General features: G+C 63.0%; 14 protein-coding genes. 4 read left to right on the top strand and 10 right to left on the bottom strand.

Annotated elements, in window-relative coordinates; translation table 11 throughout:
- Window positions 1-12 precede the first annotated feature (12 nt).
- From epd to R2E40_RS03895, 7 genes are all read right to left on the bottom strand, one after another.
- Window positions 13-1,023, bottom strand: coding sequence for an erythrose-4-phosphate dehydrogenase (gene epd / locus R2E40_RS03925; RefSeq protein ID WP_010635047.1), 1,011 nt, complete (start codon window positions 1,021-1,023; stop codon window positions 13-15).
- Between the two features lie 49 nt (window positions 1,024-1,072).
- The gene (locus R2E40_RS03920) at window positions 1,073-2,002 is read right to left on the bottom strand and encodes an ROK family protein (protein WP_039214666.1); all 930 of its coding nucleotides are present in this window, start codon (window positions 2,000-2,002) and stop codon (window positions 1,073-1,075) included.
- A gap of 180 nt (window positions 2,003-2,182) precedes the next feature.
- Entirely contained in the window at window positions 2,183-3,250 is a 1,068-nt protein-coding gene (hemE, locus tag R2E40_RS03915) for a uroporphyrinogen decarboxylase (protein ID WP_318164820.1), read from the bottom strand.
- Window positions 3,251-3,392: 142 nt separating this feature from the next.
- On the bottom strand, window positions 3,393-4,172 hold the full coding sequence (nudC, locus tag R2E40_RS03910; protein ID WP_318164819.1) for an NAD(+) diphosphatase: 780 nt from the start codon (window positions 4,170-4,172) through the stop codon (window positions 3,393-3,395).
- Between the two features lie 200 nt (window positions 4,173-4,372).
- Window positions 4,373-7,537: a bifunctional proline dehydrogenase/L-glutamate gamma-semialdehyde dehydrogenase PutA gene (gene putA, locus R2E40_RS03905; RefSeq protein WP_318164818.1), complete on the bottom strand. Its 3,165-nt coding sequence runs from the start codon at window positions 7,535-7,537 to the stop codon at window positions 4,373-4,375.
- A 269-nt stretch (window positions 7,538-7,806) separates the two neighbouring features.
- Window positions 7,807-8,412 carry a TIGR04211 family SH3 domain-containing protein gene (locus tag R2E40_RS03900; RefSeq protein WP_011704726.1) on the bottom strand — a complete coding sequence of 202 codons (606 nt, stop codon included), beginning with the start codon at window positions 8,410-8,412 and terminating at the stop codon, window positions 7,807-7,809.
- A 152-nt stretch (window positions 8,413-8,564) separates the two neighbouring features.
- Window positions 8,565-9,386 carry a potassium channel family protein gene (locus tag R2E40_RS03895; RefSeq protein ID WP_158197987.1) on the bottom strand — a complete coding sequence of 274 codons (822 nt, stop codon included), beginning with the start codon at window positions 9,384-9,386 and terminating at the stop codon, window positions 8,565-8,567.
- A 31-nt stretch (window positions 9,387-9,417) separates the two neighbouring features.
- Between R2E40_RS03895 and R2E40_RS03890 the strand changes: the two genes are divergently transcribed.
- From R2E40_RS03890 to R2E40_RS03875, 4 genes are all read left to right on the top strand, one after another.
- Window positions 9,418-10,668 (top strand): methyl-accepting chemotaxis protein, encoded by a 1,251-nt coding sequence (locus tag R2E40_RS03890; RefSeq protein ID WP_029302409.1) that lies wholly within the window; start codon window positions 9,418-9,420, stop codon window positions 10,666-10,668.
- A 92-nt stretch (window positions 10,669-10,760) separates the two neighbouring features.
- A complete protein-coding gene (locus R2E40_RS03885) occupies window positions 10,761-11,201 on the top strand; it encodes a GNAT family N-acetyltransferase (protein WP_273765562.1) in 441 nt (146 codons plus the stop codon).
- Between the two features lie 130 nt (window positions 11,202-11,331).
- Window positions 11,332-14,205, top strand: coding sequence for a bifunctional [glutamate--ammonia ligase]-adenylyl-L-tyrosine phosphorylase/[glutamate--ammonia-ligase] adenylyltransferase (glnE, locus tag R2E40_RS03880; protein WP_318164817.1), 2,874 nt, complete (start codon window positions 11,332-11,334; stop codon window positions 14,203-14,205).
- A gap of 245 nt (window positions 14,206-14,450) precedes the next feature.
- On the top strand, window positions 14,451-15,542 hold the full coding sequence (locus R2E40_RS03875) for a type I restriction endonuclease (protein WP_016349498.1): 1,092 nt from the start codon (window positions 14,451-14,453) through the stop codon (window positions 15,540-15,542).
- Window positions 15,543-15,604: 62 nt separating this feature from the next.
- Here the strand turns inward: R2E40_RS03875 and R2E40_RS03870 are convergent, their stop codons facing one another.
- The 3 genes from R2E40_RS03870 to R2E40_RS03860 form a co-directional block, all read right to left on the bottom strand.
- Window positions 15,605-16,141, bottom strand: coding sequence for a GNAT family N-acetyltransferase (locus R2E40_RS03870; RefSeq protein WP_318164816.1), 537 nt, complete (start codon window positions 16,139-16,141; stop codon window positions 15,605-15,607).
- A 175-nt stretch (window positions 16,142-16,316) separates the two neighbouring features.
- Window positions 16,317-18,476, bottom strand: a complete 2,160-nt coding sequence (locus R2E40_RS03865; RefSeq protein ID WP_318164815.1) for an AsmA family protein — start codon at window positions 18,474-18,476, stop codon at window positions 16,317-16,319.
- Between the two features lie 203 nt (window positions 18,477-18,679).
- Complete coding sequence (locus R2E40_RS03860) at window positions 18,680-20,827, bottom strand: prolyl oligopeptidase family serine peptidase (RefSeq protein ID WP_318164814.1); 2,148 nt, start codon at window positions 20,825-20,827, stop codon at window positions 18,680-18,682.
- Window positions 20,828-21,001: the final 174 nt, after the last annotated feature.

Genomic DNA, 21,001 nt, shown 5'->3' with positions numbered 1-21,001 from the left:
CCGTGCAGGCTCTCAGCCTGCGGCCATCATGGCCCGGGTGGTATCCAGCATGCGGTTGGCGAAGCCCCATTCGTTATCACACCACATCAACATCTTGACGAGGTTGGCATCGCTGACCCGGGTCTGGGTACCATCAATGATGCAGGAGTGAGCATCATGATTAAAGTCTACGGAGACCAGTGGCTCTTCCGTGTAATCCAGAATACCGCTTAATGTACCTCTGGATGCCCGTTGCAGGGCTTGATTTACGTCAGTAACCGTCACTTTTTTACGAACAGTAATACTGAGATCCATTGCCGTTACATTGATGGTCGGTACCCGTACCGCGATCGCCTCGAACTTGCCGGCGAAGTGGGGGAGGATCCGCTCCAACCCCTTGGCCAGCTTGGTATCCACCGGGATGATGGACTGGCTGGCAGCACGGGTTCGACGCAAGTCGCTGTGGTAGGCATCGATGACTTGCTGATCATGCATGGCCGAATGAATTGTCGTAATAGTACCACAATTTATCTCGAATTCTCGATGCAATGTTTCGATGACGGGGACCACGCAGTTGGTGGTGCAGGAGGCGTTGGAGACGATCCGCTCGCGCCCCGTCAGCACCTGATGGTTGACCCCGTAGACGATGGTGGCGTCCACGTCCGCCTCGGCCGGATGGGAGAACAACACCTTGCCCGCACCCGCCGCCAGATGCAGCTCGGCATCAGCCCGCGAGCCGAACACCCCGGTGCAGTCCAGCACCACGTCCACCCCCAGCGCCCGCCACGGCAAGCGCGACGGATCCCGCTCGGCGAACAGGGAGATGAGATCCTCCCCCACCAGCATGCTGTTGCCGGCCAGCTGCACCGGATGGTGGAAGCGACCGTGACTGGTGTCGAAGCGGGTCAGGTGCACCATGGCCTCGGGGGCGGCCAGCTCGTTGATGGCCACTATCTTGATGTTCTTGTCGCGGCCGCTCTCGTAGAGGGCCCGCAGCACGTTGCGGCCGATCCGCCCGTACCCGTTGATGGCAATCTTGATCATGAAAACTCTGGGTCCTTAACTGGGACAAAGGGACAAGCGGATGGCTGACTCACGACAGCAGGGCATCCTGAAATTCACCGCGGGCCAGCAGTGCCGCCCCGAATACCCCGGCGCTGTCCCCCAGGGCTGGAGCAATAATGGGGGTGGCGAAGCGGGGATTAAAGAGGAAGGGCAAAATAGTCTCCCGTCCCACGCTGTACAGGCTCTGCACGTTGCCGACCCCGCCGCCGATGACGATCACATCCGGATCCAGGATGTTGACCACGTTGGCGAGCGCCTGGCCAAACAGCAGATGCAGCCGATCGATGGTGAGCTTGGCCACGTGATCGTGAGCCGTCGCCGCCGCTATCTTGGCCAGCGAGAGGTGACGTTTCGCCTTGGCCTCGTACCAGGCCTCCAGCGCCGGGCCGCTGATGAAGGTCTCGACGCAGCCGCGCTTGCCGCAGTAGCACTCGGGGCCGTCGGGTGAGAGCACGTTGTGGCCCCACTCGCCGGCAATGCCGTGGTGACCGTTGAGGATGCGGCCGTTGATGACGATGCCGGAGCCCACTCCGGTACCCATGATGATGCCGAACACTACCTTGGCATCAGGGTGGTGCTGGCGCACCGCCCCCAGATGGGTTTCCGCCAGCGCGAAGCAGTTGGCGTCGTTGGCGATCAGCACGGGCACGCCGAGCCGGCGCTCCAGATCTTCCTTGAACGGCTTGCCGTTGAGCTCGGTGGTGTTGCAGTTCTTCATCAGGCCGGTTTGCGGATCCCGCGCCCCCGGCGTCCCCATGCCGATGAGGGTCGGCCGCTGACCGATCTTGTCGGCACACTCTGCCACCAGTTTGGCGATCTGGCCGATCATGTGGTCATAACCGCCGGCACGCTCGGTGGGAATGCGATGGCGCAGCAGCACCTCGTCCCCGTCCAGTACCACGCATTCGCACTTGGTACCGCCAAGGTCGATACCCCAATCCAACAACCTGTTGCTCATCCTGCCTCCAGCCATGACCTTGGGGCGTCAGGCCCGGGTGCACCTTGCCGTGCCCGCCTGCAGTCGATCGCCCGCTACCGGGTTGCAGTGTAACCCGAGCGGCGGTCAGGATGCAGCCCCCGCCGCAGGCAGCAAAACGGGGCCCGCAGGCCCCGTTGTTCACTGTGCTGGCGGCGGCGCTCAGCGGCCGTGGTACTGGGCGGACAGCTCGTGTACCGCGTTGACGAACACGCCGGCATGTTCCGGGTTCACATCCTGATGGATGCCGTGACCCAGGTTGAAGACGTGGCCGTTGCCGTGGCCGAAGCCGGCCAGGATGGAGGCGACCTCTTCGCGGATGCGGGCCGGGCTGGCGTAGAGCATGGAGGGATCCATGTTGCCCTGCAGCGCCACCTTGTCGCCGACCCGGCGCTTGGCGTCCGCGATGTCGGTGGTCCAGTCCAGACCCAGCGCATCGCAACCGGTGGCGGCGATCTGCTCCAACCACTGGCCACCGTTCTTGGTAAACAGGGTGACCGGCACGCGGCGACCGTCGTGCTCGCGGATCAGGCCATCGACGATCTTGTGCATGTATTGCAGGGAGAAGTCGCGGTAATCGCGCGGGGTGAGCACGCCGCCCCAGGTGTCAAACACCATGACCGCCTGGGCACCCGCCTTGACCTGGGCGTTGAGATAAGCAATCACGCTGTCGGCCAGCTTGTCGAGCAGCAGGTGCAGGGTTTGCGGCTCTGCATACATCATCTGCTTGATCTTGGTGAACGCCTTGGAGCTGCCCCCCTCCACCATGTAGGTGGCCAGGGTCCAGGGGCTGCCGGAGAAGCCGATGAGCGGCACTTCGCCCTTGAGCTCGCGGCGGATGGTGCGCACCGCGTTCATCACGTAGCCGAGTTCATCTTCCGGATCCGGCACCGGCAGCGCCTGCACATCGGCCATGGAGGTGATCGGACGCTCGAAGCGCGGGCCTTCACCCTGTTCGAAGTAGAGACCGAGCCCCATGGCATCGGGCACGGTGAGGATGTCGGAGAAGAGGATGGCGGCATCGAGTGGATAGCGGCGCAGCGGCTGCAGGGTGACTTCACAAGCCAGCTCGGCGTTGCGGCACAGGGACATGAAATCCCCCGCCTGGGCGCGCGTGGCCTTGTATTCCGGCAGATAGCGGCCAGCCTGGCGCATCATCCATACCGGGGTCATGTCCACTTCCTGGCGCAGCAGGGCACGCAGGTAACGATCGTTCTTCAGCTCTTTCATCCCAGTTCCTGAGTCATATCCAGCATAAAATGGCGGATATGATACCACTTTGTACGCGGCGGGGGGCGGCTCAAACGCCTGCCGCCGCCGTTGGAGTGCAAAGATGTGAAGGGGCGCAAACAAGCGCCCCTCTTTGCATCCCTCAGGCTTGGCCGTCGAGGCAGAGCGCGATGAGCCGCCGCGCTATGGTGCCGTGGGGCGGCAGCCTTGGCAGCCCGTCGGCCTCGAAGAAATCGGCGGCCACCAGCTCCTCGTCCTGCACCCGGATCTCGCCACTCTCATAATCGGCGGTGAAGCCCATCATCAGGCTGTGAGGAAACGGCCAGGGCTGGCTCGCCACGTAACGCACGTTGCTCACCCGGATGCCGCTCTCCTCGAACACCTCCCGCGCCACGCACTGCTCGAGGTTCTCCCCCGCCTCCACGAAGCCGGCCAGCACGGTATACATGGGATCCTCGGCCTGATAGTGACGGCGGTGGGCCGCCAGCAAGATGGCGGGCCCTTTGCGCACCGCCACTATGATGCAGGGGGAGATCCGCGGATAGACGACGTGGCCATGGCGGCACCCTTGCGCCCACTCCCCAGCCTTCGGCCTCATGGGGGCGCCGCACTCGCCGCAGAAGCGGTGGGTGCGGCGAAAGGTGGCGAGTTGCCAGGCTCGGCCGGCCAGCTGAAAGCCCGTTTCATCCCCGGCCACCATCAGTTGGCGCAGTGGGGTCAGGGCCTCGGTGTCAGCCGCCTCCCCCAGATCCAGCAGCAGGCAGGGCAGCCCGTCCCACTCGTCAAAGCGCTCAAAGGAAGCATGCTGCAAGTGGCTGGGCAGACAGGCACGGGGGCCTTGTGGAATGCGCCTCTGGTCATCCAGCAGGACAAGGTGATCTCCCCCCAGCACGAACCAGCGGGCCTGTTCGGTTAATGGCATAGATGCAGCACTCTTTGTTGTGACGTCGGTCGGAATGCGCGCCCGGGGCTGGGCGGCGGTGACGGATGAAAGTGACAACCGGCCACCATATTAAGACGCGGCAAGCCGGGTGGCGACCCCAAGATGGCGGCTTTTCAATGCTCATGAGAACGCCCATGAAAAAGGCCGCCCGCAGGCGGCCTGATGTTGGTTACGGTCGATCAGGCGTCGCCCATCGCCAGCAGGGAGGCGTTGCCGCCCACCGCCGTGGTGTTGATGGTGCGGGTCTTCTCGGTAATGAAACGGTTCAGGTAATGAGGGCCGCCCGCCTTGGGTCCGGTGCCGGAGAGGCCCTGCCCGCCAAACGGCTGCACCCCGACCATGGCACCGATCTGGTTGCGGTTGATGTAGACGTTGCCCACATTGATGCGGCTCGCCAGCTCCTCGGCATGGGATTCGTTGCGGCTGTGGATCCCCAGTGTCAGCCCGTAACCGGTGCCGTTGATGTCGCTGATCACCTTGTCCAGATCCCGGGCGGCGTAGCGCACCACGTGCAGGATGGGGCCGAACTGCTCGCGGGTCAGCTCGCGGATGGAGCCGATCTCCAGCGCGGTCGGCTGCACGAAGTGGCCTCCCAGGGTCACGGCCGGCATCGGCGCCTGAGCGATCAGGCGGGCACGCGGGATCATGTGCACCAGGTGCGCATCCAGCCCGGCCTTGGCCTCGGCGTCGATGACCGGGCCGACGTCGGTGTTGTGCTCGGCCGGGTTGCCCACTTTGAGCTCCTGCAGGGCACCGGTCAAAATCTCCAGCACCCGCGGCGCAATCTCTTCTTGCAGATAGAGCACCCGCAGGGCGGAACAGCGCTGGCCGGCGCTCTGGAAGGCGGCGCTCACCACATCGCGCACCACCTGTTCCGGCAGTGCGGTGGAGTCGACGATCATGGCATTCTGACCGCCGGTCTCGGCGATGAGCGGCAGGATGGCGCCATCGCGCTGGGCCAGAGTCATGTTGATGAGCTTGGCGGTCTCGGTGGAGCCGGTGAAGCAGACGCCGCCGATGCGGGCATCCGCCGTCAACTTGGCACCGACGGTGGCGCCGTCACCCGGCAGCAGTTGCAGCACGTCGCCCGGAATGCCGGCCTGATGGGCCAGGGTCACCGCCAGGTGGGCGATGAGACCGGTCTGCTCGGCCGGCTTGGCGATGACGGTGTTGCCGGTAGCCAGCGCCGCGGCGACTTGTCCCAGGAAAATCGCCAGCGGGAAGTTCCACGGGCTGATGCAGACGAACACGCCGCGCCCCTGCAGGAACAGCTCGTTCATCTCGCCGGTGTAACCGGGCAGCAGGGTCGCCTGCCCCATCAGGCCACGAGCCTGCACCGCGTAGTAGCGGCAGAAGTCCACCGCCTCGCGCACCTCGTCGATGCCGTCCTGCAGCAACTTGCCCGCCTCGCGGGTACAGAGGGAGATGAACTGCTCGCGGTTCGCCTCCAGCAGATCCGCCAGCTTCTCAATGGCGGCGGCACGCTCGCTCACCGGGGTCTCGCGCCAGCGCGGGAAGGCGGCATGGGCCGAGGCCAGCGCCTGCTCCACCGCCTGCTCGTCGGCCCAGTGGATCTTGCCCACTAGCTGGCTCACATCCTGCGGGCTCAGCACCACGCGGGCCTCGTTGCGCTTGAGGGTTTCCCCATCGACGATGGGGCCCGCCAGCCACTGCTTGCTCTCCAGCTCCTTCAGCTTGGCGAAGAAGGGGCGCTGGATGGAGACGATGTTCATGTTGACGCCGCTGGAGTTCTTGCGGTCGCTGAACAGGTTCACCGGCTGCGGAATGCGATCGTTGGCCAGGCTGGAGTAGCGCTTGAGGGTGCGCAGCGGGTGCTCGGCCAGGGAGTCGACCGGGGTGTTGGGGTCCACCAGCTTGTGGACGAAGGAGGTGTTGGCCCCGTTCTCCAGCAGGCGGCGCACCAGGTAGGGCAGCAGATCCTTGTGAGCACCCACCGGCGCATAGATGCGGCAGTGCAGGCCGGGATGTTCGTTCAGTACGGCGTTGTGCAGCTCCTCCCCCATGCCGTGCAGACGCTGGAATTCAAACTGGCGATCGCCAGCCATCTCCAGAATGCTGACCACGGTATTGGCGTTGTGGGTGGCGAACTGGGGCGAGATGAAGCCGCGGGTCGGCTCGCTCAGCAGGTAGCGAGCGCAGGCGAGGTAGGATATGTCGGTACCCGCTTTGCGGGTAAACAGCGGGTAGCCGGGCAGGCCGGCCTGCTGGGCATATTTGAGCTCGCTGTCCCAGTAGGCGCCTTTCACCAGCCGCACCGGGATCAGGTCCCCCTGCTCGCGGGCCAGCCCGGTGAGCCAGCAGAGCACCGGCAGGGCGCGCTTGGAGTAGGCCTGCACCACCATACCGAGCTTGCCCCAGCCGCGGTTCGCCTCGGAGCGATAGAGCTGCTCGAACAAGTCCAGCGACAACTCGAGGCGGTCCATCTCTTCGGCATCGATGCTGATGGCCACGTCCTTGTCACGGGCCAGACGCACCAGTCCCACCAGCCGCTCGCACATCTCGCCGAGCACCCGCTCGCGATTGGCCACGTCATAGCGCGGATGCAGCGCCGACAGCTTGATGGAGATGGAGGGGGCCGGGCCGCCGTCGCTGATGCGCTCGCCGCCCACCGCCTCGATGGCGCGCTGGTAGTCACCGAAATACTTGTCGGCATCGGCCAGGGTCAGGGCGGACTCCCCCAGCATGTCGTAGGTGTGGGTGTAGCCCTTCTCGCGGGACTTGCGGCTCGCCTTGAGGGCTTCCTTCATGTCGCGCCCCAGCACGAACTGCTTCCCCATGATCTTCATGGCGGCGTACATGGCGGAGCGCACCACCGGCTCCCCCAGCTTGTTGACCATGCGGCCCAGCAGGTTGGCCGGGTTGCCGTCCAGCTTCTTGTCCAGCTTGATGATCTTGCCGGTCAGCATCAGCCCCCAGGTGGAGGCGTTCACCAGGGTGGAATCGCTCTTGCGAAAATGGGACGACCAGTTGGCGCCGGAGAGCTTGTCCTTGATCAGGGCATCGGCGGTCTCGGCATCGGGAATGCGCAGCAGCGCCTCCGCCAGGCACATCAGGATGATCCCCTCCTGGGTATCCAGGCTGTACTCCTGCAAGAAGGCGTCGATGCCGTCGCCGGAGCCGCTCTCCTTGCGCACCTTGGTCACCAGGGTGCGAGCACGCTGGGTCACCCGTTCCAGCGAGGCGCCGTCCCCCGGCAGCATGGCCGACAGCTCGGCCAGATAGGCATTTTCATCCACCACGTAGTTCTGGGTGATGGCTTCGCGCAGGGCGGCCAGATCGGAGGGAACATAGTCAGCGGCAAGCACTTGGGTAGCTTTGAACATATGGGGTCTTCCTGTACGCCCTAGGGCTGATATCGACGAAGGCGGCCATGCCGCCGAAACGCCGATAATGTATACAATATCGCCCCATAGATGAAATGAAATTGTTGCCTGTTATTAACAAAGATCGCTGATTGGCTCATATGACGCACGATATCGGCGCCATATGCTAACCAGGTAAAATTCATCGCCTTATTTTGTATACAATTTTTCTCAAGGCAAAAAAGAAGGGTCGCCATGGCGACCCTTCACTCTGCTTCCGACAGCCGTTGTCAGTTCATCCAGCGATCGCCGCGGCTGCGACGACGGGGCAGCATGGGCAACAGGATGCCGAGCAGGATGCCGCCACCCACCATGGCACCACCGCGGATGAACCAGTCCATCTGCATGTCATGCTCCTGGTTGTCGTAGCTCTGGGTCAGGGCGTCGTTCTGCTCTTTGAGATTGCCCATCTCCTCGCTCTGGCTGGCCAGCTGAGCCTTCAGGCTGGCGATCTCCTTGCTCTGCTCGGCGATCTTGCCATCCTTCTCGGTGAAGCGTTTCTCGTTGTCACCGTTGAGATTCAGCAGGCGGGCCTTGGCCTCTTCCAGCTCTTTTTGCACCTGGGGCAGCCGTTCGCGCAGGCTGATCTCGCCCTGCAGCTCGCTGCTCTTGATCCAGCCTTCACGGCCACGACCATCCACCACCTGGGTGAAACCGGCTTCGTTGTTCACTGCCTTGACGTCCAGCGGCTCACCCGCCTTGACGCTGCCAAGGATCCGGTACTGGGTACCCGGACCATTGTGAATAAAGGTAAAGATGTTGTCTGAAACATAACGGGTATCGGCCAGTGCCTGTTGGGCACACAAGCAGATCAGGATCCCGAGAAGGGCGCGCATGGTCGATCGGTTCTCTTCGTTTGGTTAGGTGACTGGCGAATGTTAAGCCGCCTGCGGGTCAAAGGACAAGCAAAGAAAAGTGGCGCCCCCCGAGCTGAGAGCTGGCTCGCAACTTGTCTGCACCGCGACGCGACCATTCCGGACGCCGCCGCCTATTTCTGTTTCAGTGCCTTCACCTCGTCCCGCAGGGCACGCAGCTCCTGCAACAACAGATCCTGCTGCGCACTCTGCTGATGGCGCCACTTCTCCAGCTCGCCATCCCCTCGCCCCGGCTGCAGAAACAGGCTGGCCATGAAACCGCTGATGGCGCCGAACAGGCCGACCCCGAACAGGATCAGCAGGCTGGCGACGAAGCGCCCTTGCTCCGTCTTGGGCACCAGGTCGCCGTATCCCACGGTCGACAAGGTCACCAGGGTCCACCAGAACGCATCGTAGGGCGTCTGGATCTGGCTGCCGGGCTGGCCCGATTCGATCAGATACATGACCCCGGAACCGACCCCCAGCAGCAGGAAGAACAGGAACAGAATGCCGGAGAGGGTGGTCTCGTTGCGTTCGCGACGAAACATGGCCAGCAGATCCGGCTGATCCCGCAGCAGCCGGTAGACCCGCCACAACTGAATGAGTCGTGCCCAGCGCAGCTGCTCCACCATCGGCAGGCTGCCCGGCAGATAGAACCAGTTGGCCTTGAAGAAGGCCATCCGGTCAGAGGCGCGGGCCCAGCCATAGGCGAAGTGGGCGAGGAAGAAGTAGCAGATCAGACTGTCGACGTCATAGAACAGCTGCAGGGTCTGGGGGGTGAGCTGGGCATGCCCCCACCAGCGGGCAGTGACCAGCAAAACCGAGATCACCGACAGAAACGCCATCAGCAGATCCATGGCGCGCAGATGAGTTAAGTGATGTCGCATACATTTTCCCACTTTAGGCACGGTGCGAATTAATAAAAAGGAAGATAATGCCGATAGTCCTGAGGACAAAGGAAAACCGGTCATTAAAAGGAGAAATATTATGCAGTTAAACCCGCTGGAGAGGCGAATGAGCAATATCCGGCTGGTACCCAAAGTGGTACTGCTCATGGTGTTCAGTACTGTGCTTCTGCTGGTCAAGCTCTGGTTCGACGCCAGCAACCTGGAAACCACCCTGCTGAGCGAAGGCATCGCGCCCGACAAGGCGGACACTATCGCCAACAGCCTGCTCTGGACCGGGTTGATGGAGACCGCCATCATGGGGCTGCTGTTCGTGGTGCTGCTGCTGACCGGCTCGCGCCTGATGGTCAAGCAGGTGCACTATCTGGTGGGCCTGCTGGAGCGCTTCGCCCGCAAGGATCTGAGCCACCGGGTGCTGCTCAAGTCCCGTGACGAGTTCGGTGACATCGCCAAGGCGGTGGCCCACTCCCAGGAGAACCTCAAGGAGGTATTCGGTACCCAGCGCGTCGCCTGCAAGGAGCTCAACGACATCGCCTCCCAGGTCACCCTTTGCATGGAGGAGGCCAACGAGGCCATCAGCGAGGAGTTCACCCAGATTGAACAGCTGGCCAGCGCCATGAGCCAGATGGTGGGCGCCATTCGCGAGGTGGCCGCCCATGCGGAGCAGGCCTCCCACGCCACCGCAGAGACCAGCCTGCTGGCCGAGGAGGGCAGCCGCTGCGTGGCCGCCACCGTCAACACCATAGATACTCTCTCCGGCAACATTCAGCGCTCCTCCACCGTGGTCAATCAGGTGGAACAGGGGGTCGAGCAGATCGGTTCCGTCGTGGATACCATTCGCGGCATCTCGGAGCAGACCAACCTGCTGGCGCTGAACGCCGCCATCGAAGCCGCCCGCGCCGGCGAGGCCGGCCGTGGCTTCGCGGTGGTGGCGTCCGAGGTGCGCGAACTGGCCAACCGGGCCCAGGCCGCCACCGTCGAGATCCAGAAGATGATCGAGCAGCTGCAGGGCAATGCCCGCCAGGCCGCCGAACTGATGGCCCAGAGCGTGCAGCAGGCCGACAAGGGGGTGGAGCAGGTGACCCAGGCCGGCGACCAGCTCGCCACCATAGTGCAGCGGGTACAGGGGGTGGCCGACATGAACCGCCAGATCGCCGCCGCCTCCGAGCAGCAGAGCTCGGTGGCCGAGGAGATGAGCGGCAACCTGGAGCAGGTCAAGCAGGTGGTGGAGGGCTCCGTGGTCGTCCTGCGCGAGCTGCAGGAGGCCTCCGAACTGGTGGAGCGCCACAGCCAGACCCTGGATACCCATATCCAGGCCTTCAAGCTGGCCTGACACAGGGCCGCTGTTGTTGAACGCCGCAATCCGGTTAGACTGGAAGGCCCCCACGAGGGGCCTTTCTTTTTTCATCGCGGCAAGGAGCCAGGATGCAGACCACAGAACGTGCGCTTGAAATCAGCGCCGACAAGGGACGGCTCGACGTGCCGCTCATTCACCGCTTCTTGTCTGAAGAGGCCTACTGGTGTCGCGGCATTCCCCTTGCCACCCTGCAGCGGGCCATCAACCATTCGCTCTGCTTTGGCGGCTACCTCGGCGCTCAGCAGGTCGCCTTCGCCCGGGTCATCACAGACAAGGCCACCTTCGGCTATCTGGCCGACGTGTTTGTCCTGCCTGAGTATCGCGGCCGCGGCTACAGCAAGGCGCTGGTGGCGGCCATGCTCGACCATCCCGAGTTGCAGGGATTGCGTCGTCTCTCCCTCGCCACCTCCGATGCCCACGGCCTCTACGCCGGTTTCGGCTTCGTGCCACCCGCCAGCCCCGGCAGCCTGATGGAGATCTACCACCCCGATATCTACCAGCGCACCTGAATGGCTAGCTGCCGATAATTCCCGCCGGATCATGCTTCTCGCCCCTGCGCTGTGACGCGGGGGCCCGACAGTGCTAGATTGGCAACCAGCTTTTTATCCGGCAGTTTCGTTAATCACAAGGACGGCAACCGTGGCCCAGCACTCTCCCTCTTTCTCCGCCTTCTCCCCCCTGCTGCAGGAGCTGGCCCAGCGCCACTGGCAACGGCTGATTGAACTGGCCCCCGACTACGGCACGCAGCCCGAGCCGGTGCGCCAGACCCTGCTGACCCTGCTCGGCCTCTCCGATTTTGTCGCCGATTCCCTCTTCAAACAGCCGGAGTTGCTGGGGCAACTGATGGCCTCCGGAGATCTGGAGCGCTCCGAACGCTGGCCCGCCTACCAGAGCGATCTGACCGCCCTGCTGGCCGAGGTGGATGACGAGGAGGCGCTCAAGCGCATCCTGCGCCAGTTCCGTCGCAGCCGCATGCTGGTGATCGCCTGGCGCGAGCTGCTGGGTCACGCGGCGGTGGAAGAGAGCTTTGTCCACCTCACCAAGCTGGCGGATGCGCTGATCTGCGCGGCCCGCGACTGGCTCTACGCCAAGCAGTGCGGCGAGCTGGGCACCCCGATGGATGGCAACGGCAATCCGCAGCCGCTGCTGATCCTCGGCATGGGCAAGCTGGGGGGCGGTGAGCTCAACTTCTCCTCGGACATCGACCTTATCTTCACCTTCCCCGAGAACGGCTACACGGTCGGCGGGCGGCGCGAGCTCGCCAACCAGCAATTTTTCATCAAGCTGGGCCAGCGCATCATCAACGCCCTGCACCAGAGCACGGTCGACGGTCAGGTGTTTCGGGTCGATATGCGCTTACGCCCCTTTGGCGACGCGGGGCCGCTCGCCATCTCCTTTGCCGCCATGGAGGATTACTACCAGCACCACGGCCGCAACTGGGAGCGCTACGCCATGATCAAGGCGCGGGTGCTGGGCCCCCAGTGCGAACATGCAGTGGAGCTGGCCGAGATGCTGCGCCCCTTCGTGTTTCGCCGCTATATCGACTTCGGCGTCATCGACGGCCTGCGCCAGATGAAGGCGATGATCGCTGCCGAGGTGCGCCGCAAGGGGCTAGAGGGCAACATCAAGCTGGGGGCCGGCGGCATCCGTGAAGTGGAGTTCATCGCCCAGGCGCTGCAACTTATTCGCGGCGGGCGTGAGCCAGCGCTGCGGGTGCGCCACCTGCCGGAGGCGCTGGCCGCCATCGCCCAGTGCGGCGCCCTCGAATCCGCCCATTGCGACCGCCTGCTGACGGCCTACCGCTTCCTGCGCCGGGTCGAGAACATATTGCAGGAGATCGGCGATCAACAGACCCAGACCCTGCCCACCGAGGAGCGGGATCGCCAGCGGCTCGTCGCCGCCCTCGGCTTTGCCGACTGGGGCGCCTTCATGGCTCACCTGGACGAGGAGATGGCGGCCGTCCATCAGGAGTTCGCCGCCGTGGTGGGGGAAGAGAAAGAGGCCCCCGCCCATCTGGAGCAGCTCTGGCTCGATCTCTGGCGCACTGAGCTCGACGCCGCCGAGCTGGAGCAACTGTTGACTGCGCAGGGGGTGGCTGAGCCCGCCTCGCTCTGCACCGCCCTGTTGCGTTTCAAGGAGGAGTACAAGCGCCGTCAGGTCGGTCCGCAGGGGCGCATCGCGCTGGACTGGCTGATGCCGGAGCTGCTGCGACTGGTGGTGGCCAGCGAGCAACCTGCCCGCCTGTTCGAGCGGGTGTGCGAGCTGCTGACCCGCATCTTCACCCGCAGCGCCTATCTGCAACTGCTGGCGGAGAACCCGGGCGCCCTGCGCCAGCTGGTGCGGCTGTGCGACGCCAGCCATCTGGTGAGCGAGCAGCTGGCCCGCTACCCCATTTTGCTGGACGAGCTGCTCGATCCCCAGCACCTTTACCACCCCACCCCACTCGATCAGTACAAGCCCCAGCTGCGCCAGTTCCTACTGCGCATCCCCGAAGAGGACGTGGAGCAGCAGATGGAGGCGCTGCGCCAGTTCAAGCAGGTGCAGCTGCTGCGCATCGTGGCGGCCGATATCGCCGGCGCCCTGCCGCTGATGAAGGTGAGCGACCACCTCACCTGGCTGGCGGAGGCGATCACCGAGGAGGTGGTCAATCAGGCCTGGGCCCAGATGAGCGAGCGCTACGGGGTGCCACCCGAGGTGGCGGTGAGCGGCCAGCGCGGCTTTGCGGTGGTGGCCTACGGCAAGCTGGGCGGCATCGAGCTCGGCTACGGCTCGGATCTCGACCTGGTGTTCCTGCACGGTGGCGACCCCAACAGCTACACCGACGGGCGCAAGCCCATCGACAGCCGCCAGTTCTACCTGCGCCTGGCCCAGCGGATCCTGCACCTGTTCAGCACCCGCACCCCGTCCGGCATCCTCTACGAGATCGACATGCGGCTGCGCCCCTCCGGCGACTCAGGCCTGCTGGTCTCGTCGCTGGCGGCCTACGAGCAGTACCAGCAAAACGAGGCCTGGACCTGGGAGCATCAGGCGCTGGTGCGGGCCCGCCCCATCTATGGCGATGAGGCGGTGATCGCCGAGTTTGCCCGCATCCGCCGCGCCGTGCTGGCCAAGGAGCGCGAGCTGCCGACGCTGGCCCGCGAGGTGCGCGAGATGCGCCACAAGATGCGGGATCACCTGCTCAAAGCGGGCGCCGGCGAGTTCGACCTCAAGCAGTCCCCCGGCGGCATGGTGGACATCGAGTTCATCGCTCAATACCTGGTGCTGGCCCATGCCTGCGGCGAACCCGAGGCGCTCACTCGCTGGTCCGATAACGTGCGCATCTTCGATGAGTGCGTGCTGGCGGGGGTGCTGACCCTGGAGCAGGCGGAGGGGCTCAAGCATGCCTATCTGGAGATCCGCAACCTCGGCCATCGCCTCAACCTCTCCGAGGTCTCCCGCAAGGTGGGCGACGACAGGCTGCTGCCGGAGCGCGGCCATGTGCTGGCAGTCTGGCAACAGCTGCTGGGGGAATAAACAGAAGGGGCGCCGAGGCGCCCCTTCTCATTGCTCGGGGCAACAATGGACAAATATTCTCCATATAAAACTCAATAGCGGTGAGCTAGATCCTGTTTCAAGAATACAAGCCTTGGAATCGTATGGCGCTTTGCTGAATATAAGCAGAGGTTATGGGTATCTGTCCCCCATTATTCTGACCAGGGATGATGGTGGGGAATATAGCGTTAAAAAGTAGAACTTTGCCGCCATACAGAGAGGAAGAAATGGATTTTTCAGAACAGCTACAGAGTCTATCCAAGAAAATTGCTCAACAGTCATCGATGATCACGACTGAAGAAGCGACCAAAAATGCCTTTGTCATGCCGTTTCTCAACCGCGTTCTCGGTTACGATGTCTTTGACCCCACCGAGGTAATCCCTGAGTTCACCGCAGACACCGGTATCAAAAAGGGAGAAAAGGTTGACTATGCCATCCTCAAGGATGGTCAAGTTCAAATTTTGGTTGAATGTAAAAAATACAGTGAAAAACTGTCTGCAAAGCACTCAGGTCAACTCTTCCGTTATTTCTCGGTAACCAATGCCAGAATTGGCATTCTCACTAATGGCGCTCAATATGAGTTTTATACCGACTTGGATGCGCCGAATAAAATGGATGAAAAACCTTTTCTGACACTTGATCTTGAGGACATAGATGAGCATGTAGTTCCTGAGGTATTAAAACTGACTAAAACAGCTTTCGATGTTGAGTCAGTTGTTGATGCAGCTGGAGAACTTAAATATCTTAGCCAGATAAAGAAACTACTTGCTGAGCAGTTCGCCTCTCCAGAGGAAGATTTTGTCAAATTTTTTGCGTCTCGAATTTATGATGGTGTACTTACTGCCAGGGTAAAACAGTCGTTCACGGATATCACCAAGAAAGCTCTGAATCAGTTCCTCAACGATAGCATCAATGCCAGATTGAAATCTGCAATAGGTAACAGTGTCAGCACCTCGTCTGTCTCATCAGCCTCAGAGAGTGAGCTACCGAATGACAACAGTGAAAATGATAACAACAAAGAAAAATCTAGAGTAGATACAACTATTGAAGAAATGGAAGCATTCAACGTTGTAAAAGCTATTCTCAGACAGAAATTTGATGTTGCTAGAATTGCGCCGAGGGATACCCAGAGTTATTTTGGGATTCTGCTTGATGATAATAACCGAAAACCACTTTGCAGATTACATTTTAACTCTCGCCAAAAGTATATAGGGCTGTTTGACGCTGAAAAGAAAGAAACTAGACACCCGATTGACTCAATAGATGAAATTTTCACTTTTGCAGATCAATTACTTCATACAACTGCTGTCTACGAATAATCCTGCTATTAGGGGGAGATTCCTCCCCCTTTAATTCAAAATACAAATATCAGTCACCTTATTTAAATCAGGCCGTGATCCATCACAGTCTCCACCAGCACCTTGTTGAAGCGCCGATAGCCCTGCTCATCGAGCGGGGCCGGATAGCTCAGCACCCGCAGCGCATGGCCTTGATAATCCGGCTGATAGGGCGGGTGCACGTGATCATGCTCGTTCAGGCAAAAACCCAGTGACTGATAGAAGCGCAGCCGGCGCAGGGCGATCTCGTCCTCTGGCGGGTCTATCTCCAGGATGACCGGGCGCCCCGCCGTCTCGCAGAAGGCGGCAAGCAGGCGTGAGCCGTGGTTCTGGCCGCGCAGGGCCGGGTTGATGGCCAGGTGTTCGATATAGATCTGCTCGCCGCAGTCCCACCAGAAGATAAAGCCGAGCAGCTGCTCACCCTGATAAAAGAGCTGACAGTGAAAGCGGGAGTCTCCCATCTTGAGCTCTTGATGCTGCGGCTGGCGCTGTTCGTAGCGGGGAAAGCTGCTGCCGTAGATCTGCCAGACCAGCGGCCAGTCCGGATGGGATGTCTCTCTTGCGATTTCATTTCGACTCATTCATCTGCTCCTTGGTAAAACCACAGTGATACCATCTTTGTCCGGCCCAAACACCCCTCTCTTTTGCTGCCGACGCCGGCAGCATCCCGCTTGAACACCTTGCCAGGCAGCGACCCACAATGCACAGAGCCCGCACGGGGCGGGCTCTGCATGGCGATAACGCGAAAGGCTGTGGCTATTTGAACAAGCCCTTGAGCAGCTGGTCGGCCACCCCCTTCACCCCTTCGTTGTCGGCCTTGTCACCCAGCAGCTTCTTGAGACCGCGCTCGGCCTCCTTGCGAGCCTTCTCCTCCAGCAGCTTGTTGTTGCTGAGCAACTCCTTCACGTCGAGCCGGTAGCTCGGCGCCTGCCAGTGGCCGCCGATGCGCACCGGTATGGTGATGTCCTTGAGCTCGTCCACGCTCTTGCCCCCCTGCCCCTTGCTGCTCTCTACCACCGAGGTGAGGAACAGGAAGTCGAGGGTCTCCGGCACCAGGACGGTCTGGCCCTGCCCCTTCACCCGCAGGGCGGGGGCAAACAGCTGGATGTCGTCGCTCCTGGCAACCCCGTCGGCAATCTGGAAGCTGGCGGTGAGCGCGCTGAAGTCGGTCTTGCGCACCTCCTTCACCTGATCCGCCCCCTTGCCGGTCAGGGTGGCCCGCGCCTCGCGGATCATCTCCGCCAGGTTGATGCCGTGCAGGGCACCGTCGCTCAGTCTGAGGCTCACCTTGCCCTGCATCCGGCTGCGCAGCGCCTGCTCGGAGAGTCCTGAGCCCTGCGCCTCGACCTCCAGATCCCCCTTGCCTTCCAGCAGGTCGGTCTGGGCCAGGGTCTGCAGCAGCGGCCGCACATCGACCCCTTGCACCCGCTTGTGCACCTGATAGCGGGCCGGCTGCTGACGGGCATCGAGCACGCCGCTGGCGGTCACCTGACCACCGGCCACGCCGGCGCTGAACTGCTTGAGGGTGAGCTGGCCACCGGCCAGGGCCAGTTGCAGATCGACGGCGCTCAGATCCAGCCCCTTGAGGCGCAAGCTGCCCAGTTGCAGCCGGCCAGCCAGGTCCACCGATTTGAGGGCGGCCAGGTCGGGCTCTTGGGTTGAGAGCGCCTTGGTGGCTGGCGCGGCGGTCTGCGCCGGCGCTCCGGCCGGCGCTGCGGCGCCCGAGGTGGCGGTCGCAGGCGCCGCCTTGGCCGGCTGACCGAGCCAACTGTCGAGATCCAGCTTCTCCCCCTTGAGGTCGAACCCAACACTGGGCACGGCGCCCAACTGCACGCTGCCGTTGCCGCTCAGCAGGGCCTCATCCACCCCCATCACCAGGTTGCTGAGGGTGACGGCCTGTTTGCCCAGCTCGGCGCGGGCAAAGCCTGCCAGCTTCACCTGCATCTGCGGGCGCGGCAGGGCATCGCCGCTCAGCTTGGCGGCCAGCACGGCATCCGACAGCTCCAGCAGTTGCCGGTTCTCATCGAGCCGCGCCTTGAGGGTTCCCTCCAGCGTGCCGGCCAGGGTCGGCTTGTCCGCCGCCCCCTGGGCCCCCTGCAGACTGAGGGTGAGGCTGCTCCACTGCCCCAGCGCCAGCCGATCGGCCTTGAGGGAGAAGGCATCCAGCCGCTGGGTCGGTTCGCTCAGGCTCCCCGCCAGCGCGACATCTTTCAGCTCGCTGCGGCTGGCATCGGGCGCCAGCTTGAGCTGAGCCGACCCCTTGAGATCAAACGCCAGCTCACCCTGGGCCCCCTTGGCGGCCAGGGTCACCGGCACCCATTGATCGACCGCCAGCTGGCCCAGGTTCAGGTCCAGCTGTTCGAGGCGGGAGACGGTGCCGTTGCGATCGTCCTGCAGCAGGGCGCTGGCCTGTTGCAGCTCCACCCCTTGCAGGCTGATCTGCCAGGGCTGCTTGTCACTGGCGGGCGGGGGCGTCGTGGCGGCGGGCTCGGAGGTCGTCGCCTCCCCCTTGGGCTCGGTGGAGGCCTTGAGCAGATCGTTCAGGTTGGAGCTGCCGTCAGCCTTGGTCTGGATAAACAGATGGGCGCCGCTCAGGGTCACCTTGCCGATCTCAAGCTTGTGGGAGAGCAGCGGCAGCAGGCCCACCGAGGCCTCCCCGCGGGTGAAGCGCACCAGGTCGGGCTCGGCAAAGCCGGCGGGGTTGCGCAGCGCCACCTGCTCGAGGGAGAGGCCGAGGCTTGGCCAGAAACGCCAGCCGATCGCCCCCTCCATCACCAGCTCGCGACCGGTGCTCTTGCGCACCTGTTCCACCAGCTGGGGCTTGAACTGATTGGGATCGATAAGGGACACCAGGGCGGCGATGGCCACCACGGCCGCCAGCACCAACCCCAGCAGGATGTAGATGATCTTCTTCACGATGGACTCCTTGAATGCGGATCTTGTTGCTGACTATACCACCGGGGGGATGACAGATGGGGCCCGTCTGCCAAAACGGGCCAGCGGCGAGACAGGGATGGTCGCAGCGAGTGCTGTCAGCGCAAGCCTTCCAACGCGCGGCAATGAGAAGGGCCCCGCAGGGCCCTGATGTTAGTGGATGGCTGGCGCCCGTCTCGCCCGGATCAAGGCTGACGCGGCAACTGCTGATAACCCATCTCGTACAGGGTGAAGGCATAGATGTCCGCACTCTGCTCGATAAGCTTCGCCACCGGCGTGCCCGCCCCGTGCCCGGCATTGGTCTCGATGCGGATGAGCTGGGGATGGGGGCCGGCATCGTCGGCCTGCAGGGTGGCGGCAAACTTGAAGGAGTGGGCCGGCACCACCCGATCGTCGTGATCCGCCGTGGTCACCAGGGTTGAGGGGTAGCTGACCCCTGGCTGCACCTGGTGCAGCGGCGAGTAGCCCTTCAGGTAGTCGAACATCGCCTCGCTGTCGGCGCTGGTGCCGTAGTCATAGGCCCAGCCCGCACCGGCGGTGAAGGTGTGGTAGCGCAGCATGTCGAGCACCCCCACCGCCGGCAGAGCGACCCGCATCAGATCCGGCCGCTGGGTCATCACAGCTCCCACCAGCAGACCGCCGTTGGAACCACCGCGGATCGCCAGCCGATCGGTGCGGGTGTAGCCCTCGGCCTTGAGATACTCGGCCGCCGCGATGAAGTCGTCGAACACGTTCTGCTTGTTCATCCTGGTGCCCGCCAGGTGCCAGGCCTGGCCGTACTCGCCGCCCCCACGCAGGTTGGCCACCGCATAGACGCCCCCCAGATCCAGCCAGTTGGCCACCGACACGCTGAAGCTCGGAGTCAGGCTCACGTCGAAGCCGCCATAGCCGTAGAGGATGGTCGGGTTGCTGCCATCGAGTTTCAGCCCCTTGCGGTAGCTGATGATGAGCGGCACCCGGGTGCCGTCCTTGCTCTGGTAGAAGCGCTGCTCGGAGACGTAATCCTCCGGCTTGAACGGCGCCGCCGAGGCGCGATAGAGGCTGATGGCGCCGCTCTTTGGCTCGAACCGGTAGAGCGTGGGCGGCTGGGCATAGTTCTCGAAACCGAAGTAGAGGGCGGGATCATCGTGCTTGCCGTTGAAGCCGCTGACGCTGCCAAGGCCGGGCAGCGCCACCTCGCGCACCCGCTTGCCTTCGTAGTCGAACTGCTCGACCCGGGCGGTGGCATCCACCATGTACTCAGCGAACAGATAGCCGCTGCCACTGTGTACCGTCAGCACCTGCTGGCGCTCGGGGATCAGATCCCGCCAGCGAGCCGGCCCCGGGTTGGCGGCATCCACCGTCACCAGCCGGCGGTTGGGGGCGTCCCGGTTGGTCAGCAGGTAAAGGGTGCTGCCCTTGTTGTCCACCAGGCTCACGTCCGCCTCCAGATCCCCCTGCACCGTCAGCAGCGGTGCGTTCTCCTGGCTCAGGTCCTTCACATAGAGGCGGTTGCCGGAGGTGGAGTTCGCCGCCGAGATGAGCAGGAAGCGATCATCTTCGGTGACGGTCGCCCCCACATAGCGGTGGTGCTGGGCCGGGATGGCGCCGAACACCAGCCGGTCATCCTCCTGCGCCGTGCCGAGCCGGTGGAAATAGACCTTGTGCTGATCGGTCCTGGCCGACAGCTCGCTGCCGTCGGGCTTGTCGTAGCTCGAGTAGAAGAAGCCCTCGTTGCCAAGCCAGCTGATGCCGCTGAACTTCACGTCCTTGAGGGGCGCCTCCAGCGGCTGCTTGCTCTCCACATCCATCAGGTGGATCTCGCGCCAGTCGCTGCCCGCCAGCGACAAGGAGTAGGCCAGGATACGGCCATCGCGGGAGAAGCTCAGCTGATCCAGCGCCGTGGTGCCATCGGGGCTGAGGGTATTGGGATCGAGAAACACCTCGGCCGGCTTGCCCTCCAGCTGGCGCCACAGCACGTTCTGGTTCTGCAGGCCGTCGTTCTTGAAGAAGTAGTGGTAGCGCCCCTCGCGAAACGGCGCCCCCTCCTTGGCGTAATTCCAGGAAGAGGCCAGCTTCGCCTTGATGGCGGCGCGATACGGGATCTGTGCCAGGTAGTCCTGGGTCACGGCGTTCTGGGCCTTGACCCAGGCCTCGGTCTCGAGGCTGCGGTCATCCTCCAGCCAGCGATAGGGGTCGGCCACGGCCTGGCCGAAGTAGTGATCTACCTGCTCACCTTGACGGGTAACGGGGTAGTGAAGGCGCGCTTTCCCTGACATGGCATCCTCTTTGGTTGACTGGCCACTGCATGCACACAGCAGTGACAGGGCCAGCAGGCTGACAATGGCTCGCATCAATGCGGCTCCCTGCGATTTCGGGTGAAGCGGGCAGGTTAGCAAAGAGTGCCGGACGGCCCAACCCCCCAGCGGGTGAACACGCGACATGAGCGGGAAGCCGCCACAACCCTGAGCAATCGGAGTCATATGAATTTTTTCGCTTAGGTTTGCCAGTTTATTTTGTTTGTTATC

It is taken from the genome of Aeromonas sp. CD, from assembly GCF_033349375.1.
In the GTDB taxonomy this organism is placed as follows: domain Bacteria; phylum Pseudomonadota; class Gammaproteobacteria; order Enterobacterales; family Aeromonadaceae; genus Aeromonas; species Aeromonas hydrophila.
The sequence above is the reverse complement of the archived record's forward strand: the minus strand, read 5'-3'. Positions and strand labels throughout refer to the sequence as shown.

What these genes read in the sequence shown, in the direction of transcription:
- epd (WP_010635047.1), bottom strand. Translation starts at nt 1,023, where the DNA reads ATGATCAAGATTGCCATCAACGGGTACGGGCGGATCGGCCGCAACGTG.
- R2E40_RS03920 (WP_039214666.1), bottom strand. Translation starts at nt 2,002, where the DNA reads ATGAGCAACAGGTTGTTGGATTGGGGTATCGACCTTGGCGGTACCAAG.
- hemE (WP_318164820.1), bottom strand. Translation starts at nt 3,250, where the DNA reads ATGAAAGAGCTGAAGAACGATCGTTACCTGCGTGCCCTGCTGCGCCAG.
- nudC (WP_318164819.1), bottom strand. Translation starts at nt 4,172, where the DNA reads ATGCCATTAACCGAACAGGCCCGCTGGTTCGTGCTGGGGGGAGATCAC.
- putA (WP_318164818.1), bottom strand. Translation starts at nt 7,537, where the DNA reads ATGTTCAAAGCTACCCAAGTGCTTGCCGCTGACTATGTTCCCTCCGAT.
- R2E40_RS03900 (WP_011704726.1), bottom strand. Translation starts at nt 8,412, where the DNA reads ATGCGCGCCCTTCTCGGGATCCTGATCTGCTTGTGTGCCCAACAGGCA.
- R2E40_RS03890 (WP_029302409.1), top strand. Translation starts at nt 9,418, where the DNA reads ATGCAGTTAAACCCGCTGGAGAGGCGAATGAGCAATATCCGGCTGGTA.
- R2E40_RS03885 (WP_273765562.1), top strand. Translation starts at nt 10,761, where the DNA reads ATGCAGACCACAGAACGTGCGCTTGAAATCAGCGCCGACAAGGGACGG.
- R2E40_RS03875 (WP_016349498.1), top strand. Translation starts at nt 14,451, where the DNA reads ATGGATTTTTCAGAACAGCTACAGAGTCTATCCAAGAAAATTGCTCAA.
- R2E40_RS03870 (WP_318164816.1), bottom strand. Translation starts at nt 16,141, where the DNA reads ATGAGTCGAAATGAAATCGCAAGAGAGACATCCCATCCGGACTGGCCG.
- R2E40_RS03860 (WP_318164814.1), bottom strand. Translation starts at nt 20,827, where the DNA reads ATGCGAGCCATTGTCAGCCTGCTGGCCCTGTCACTGCTGTGTGCATGC.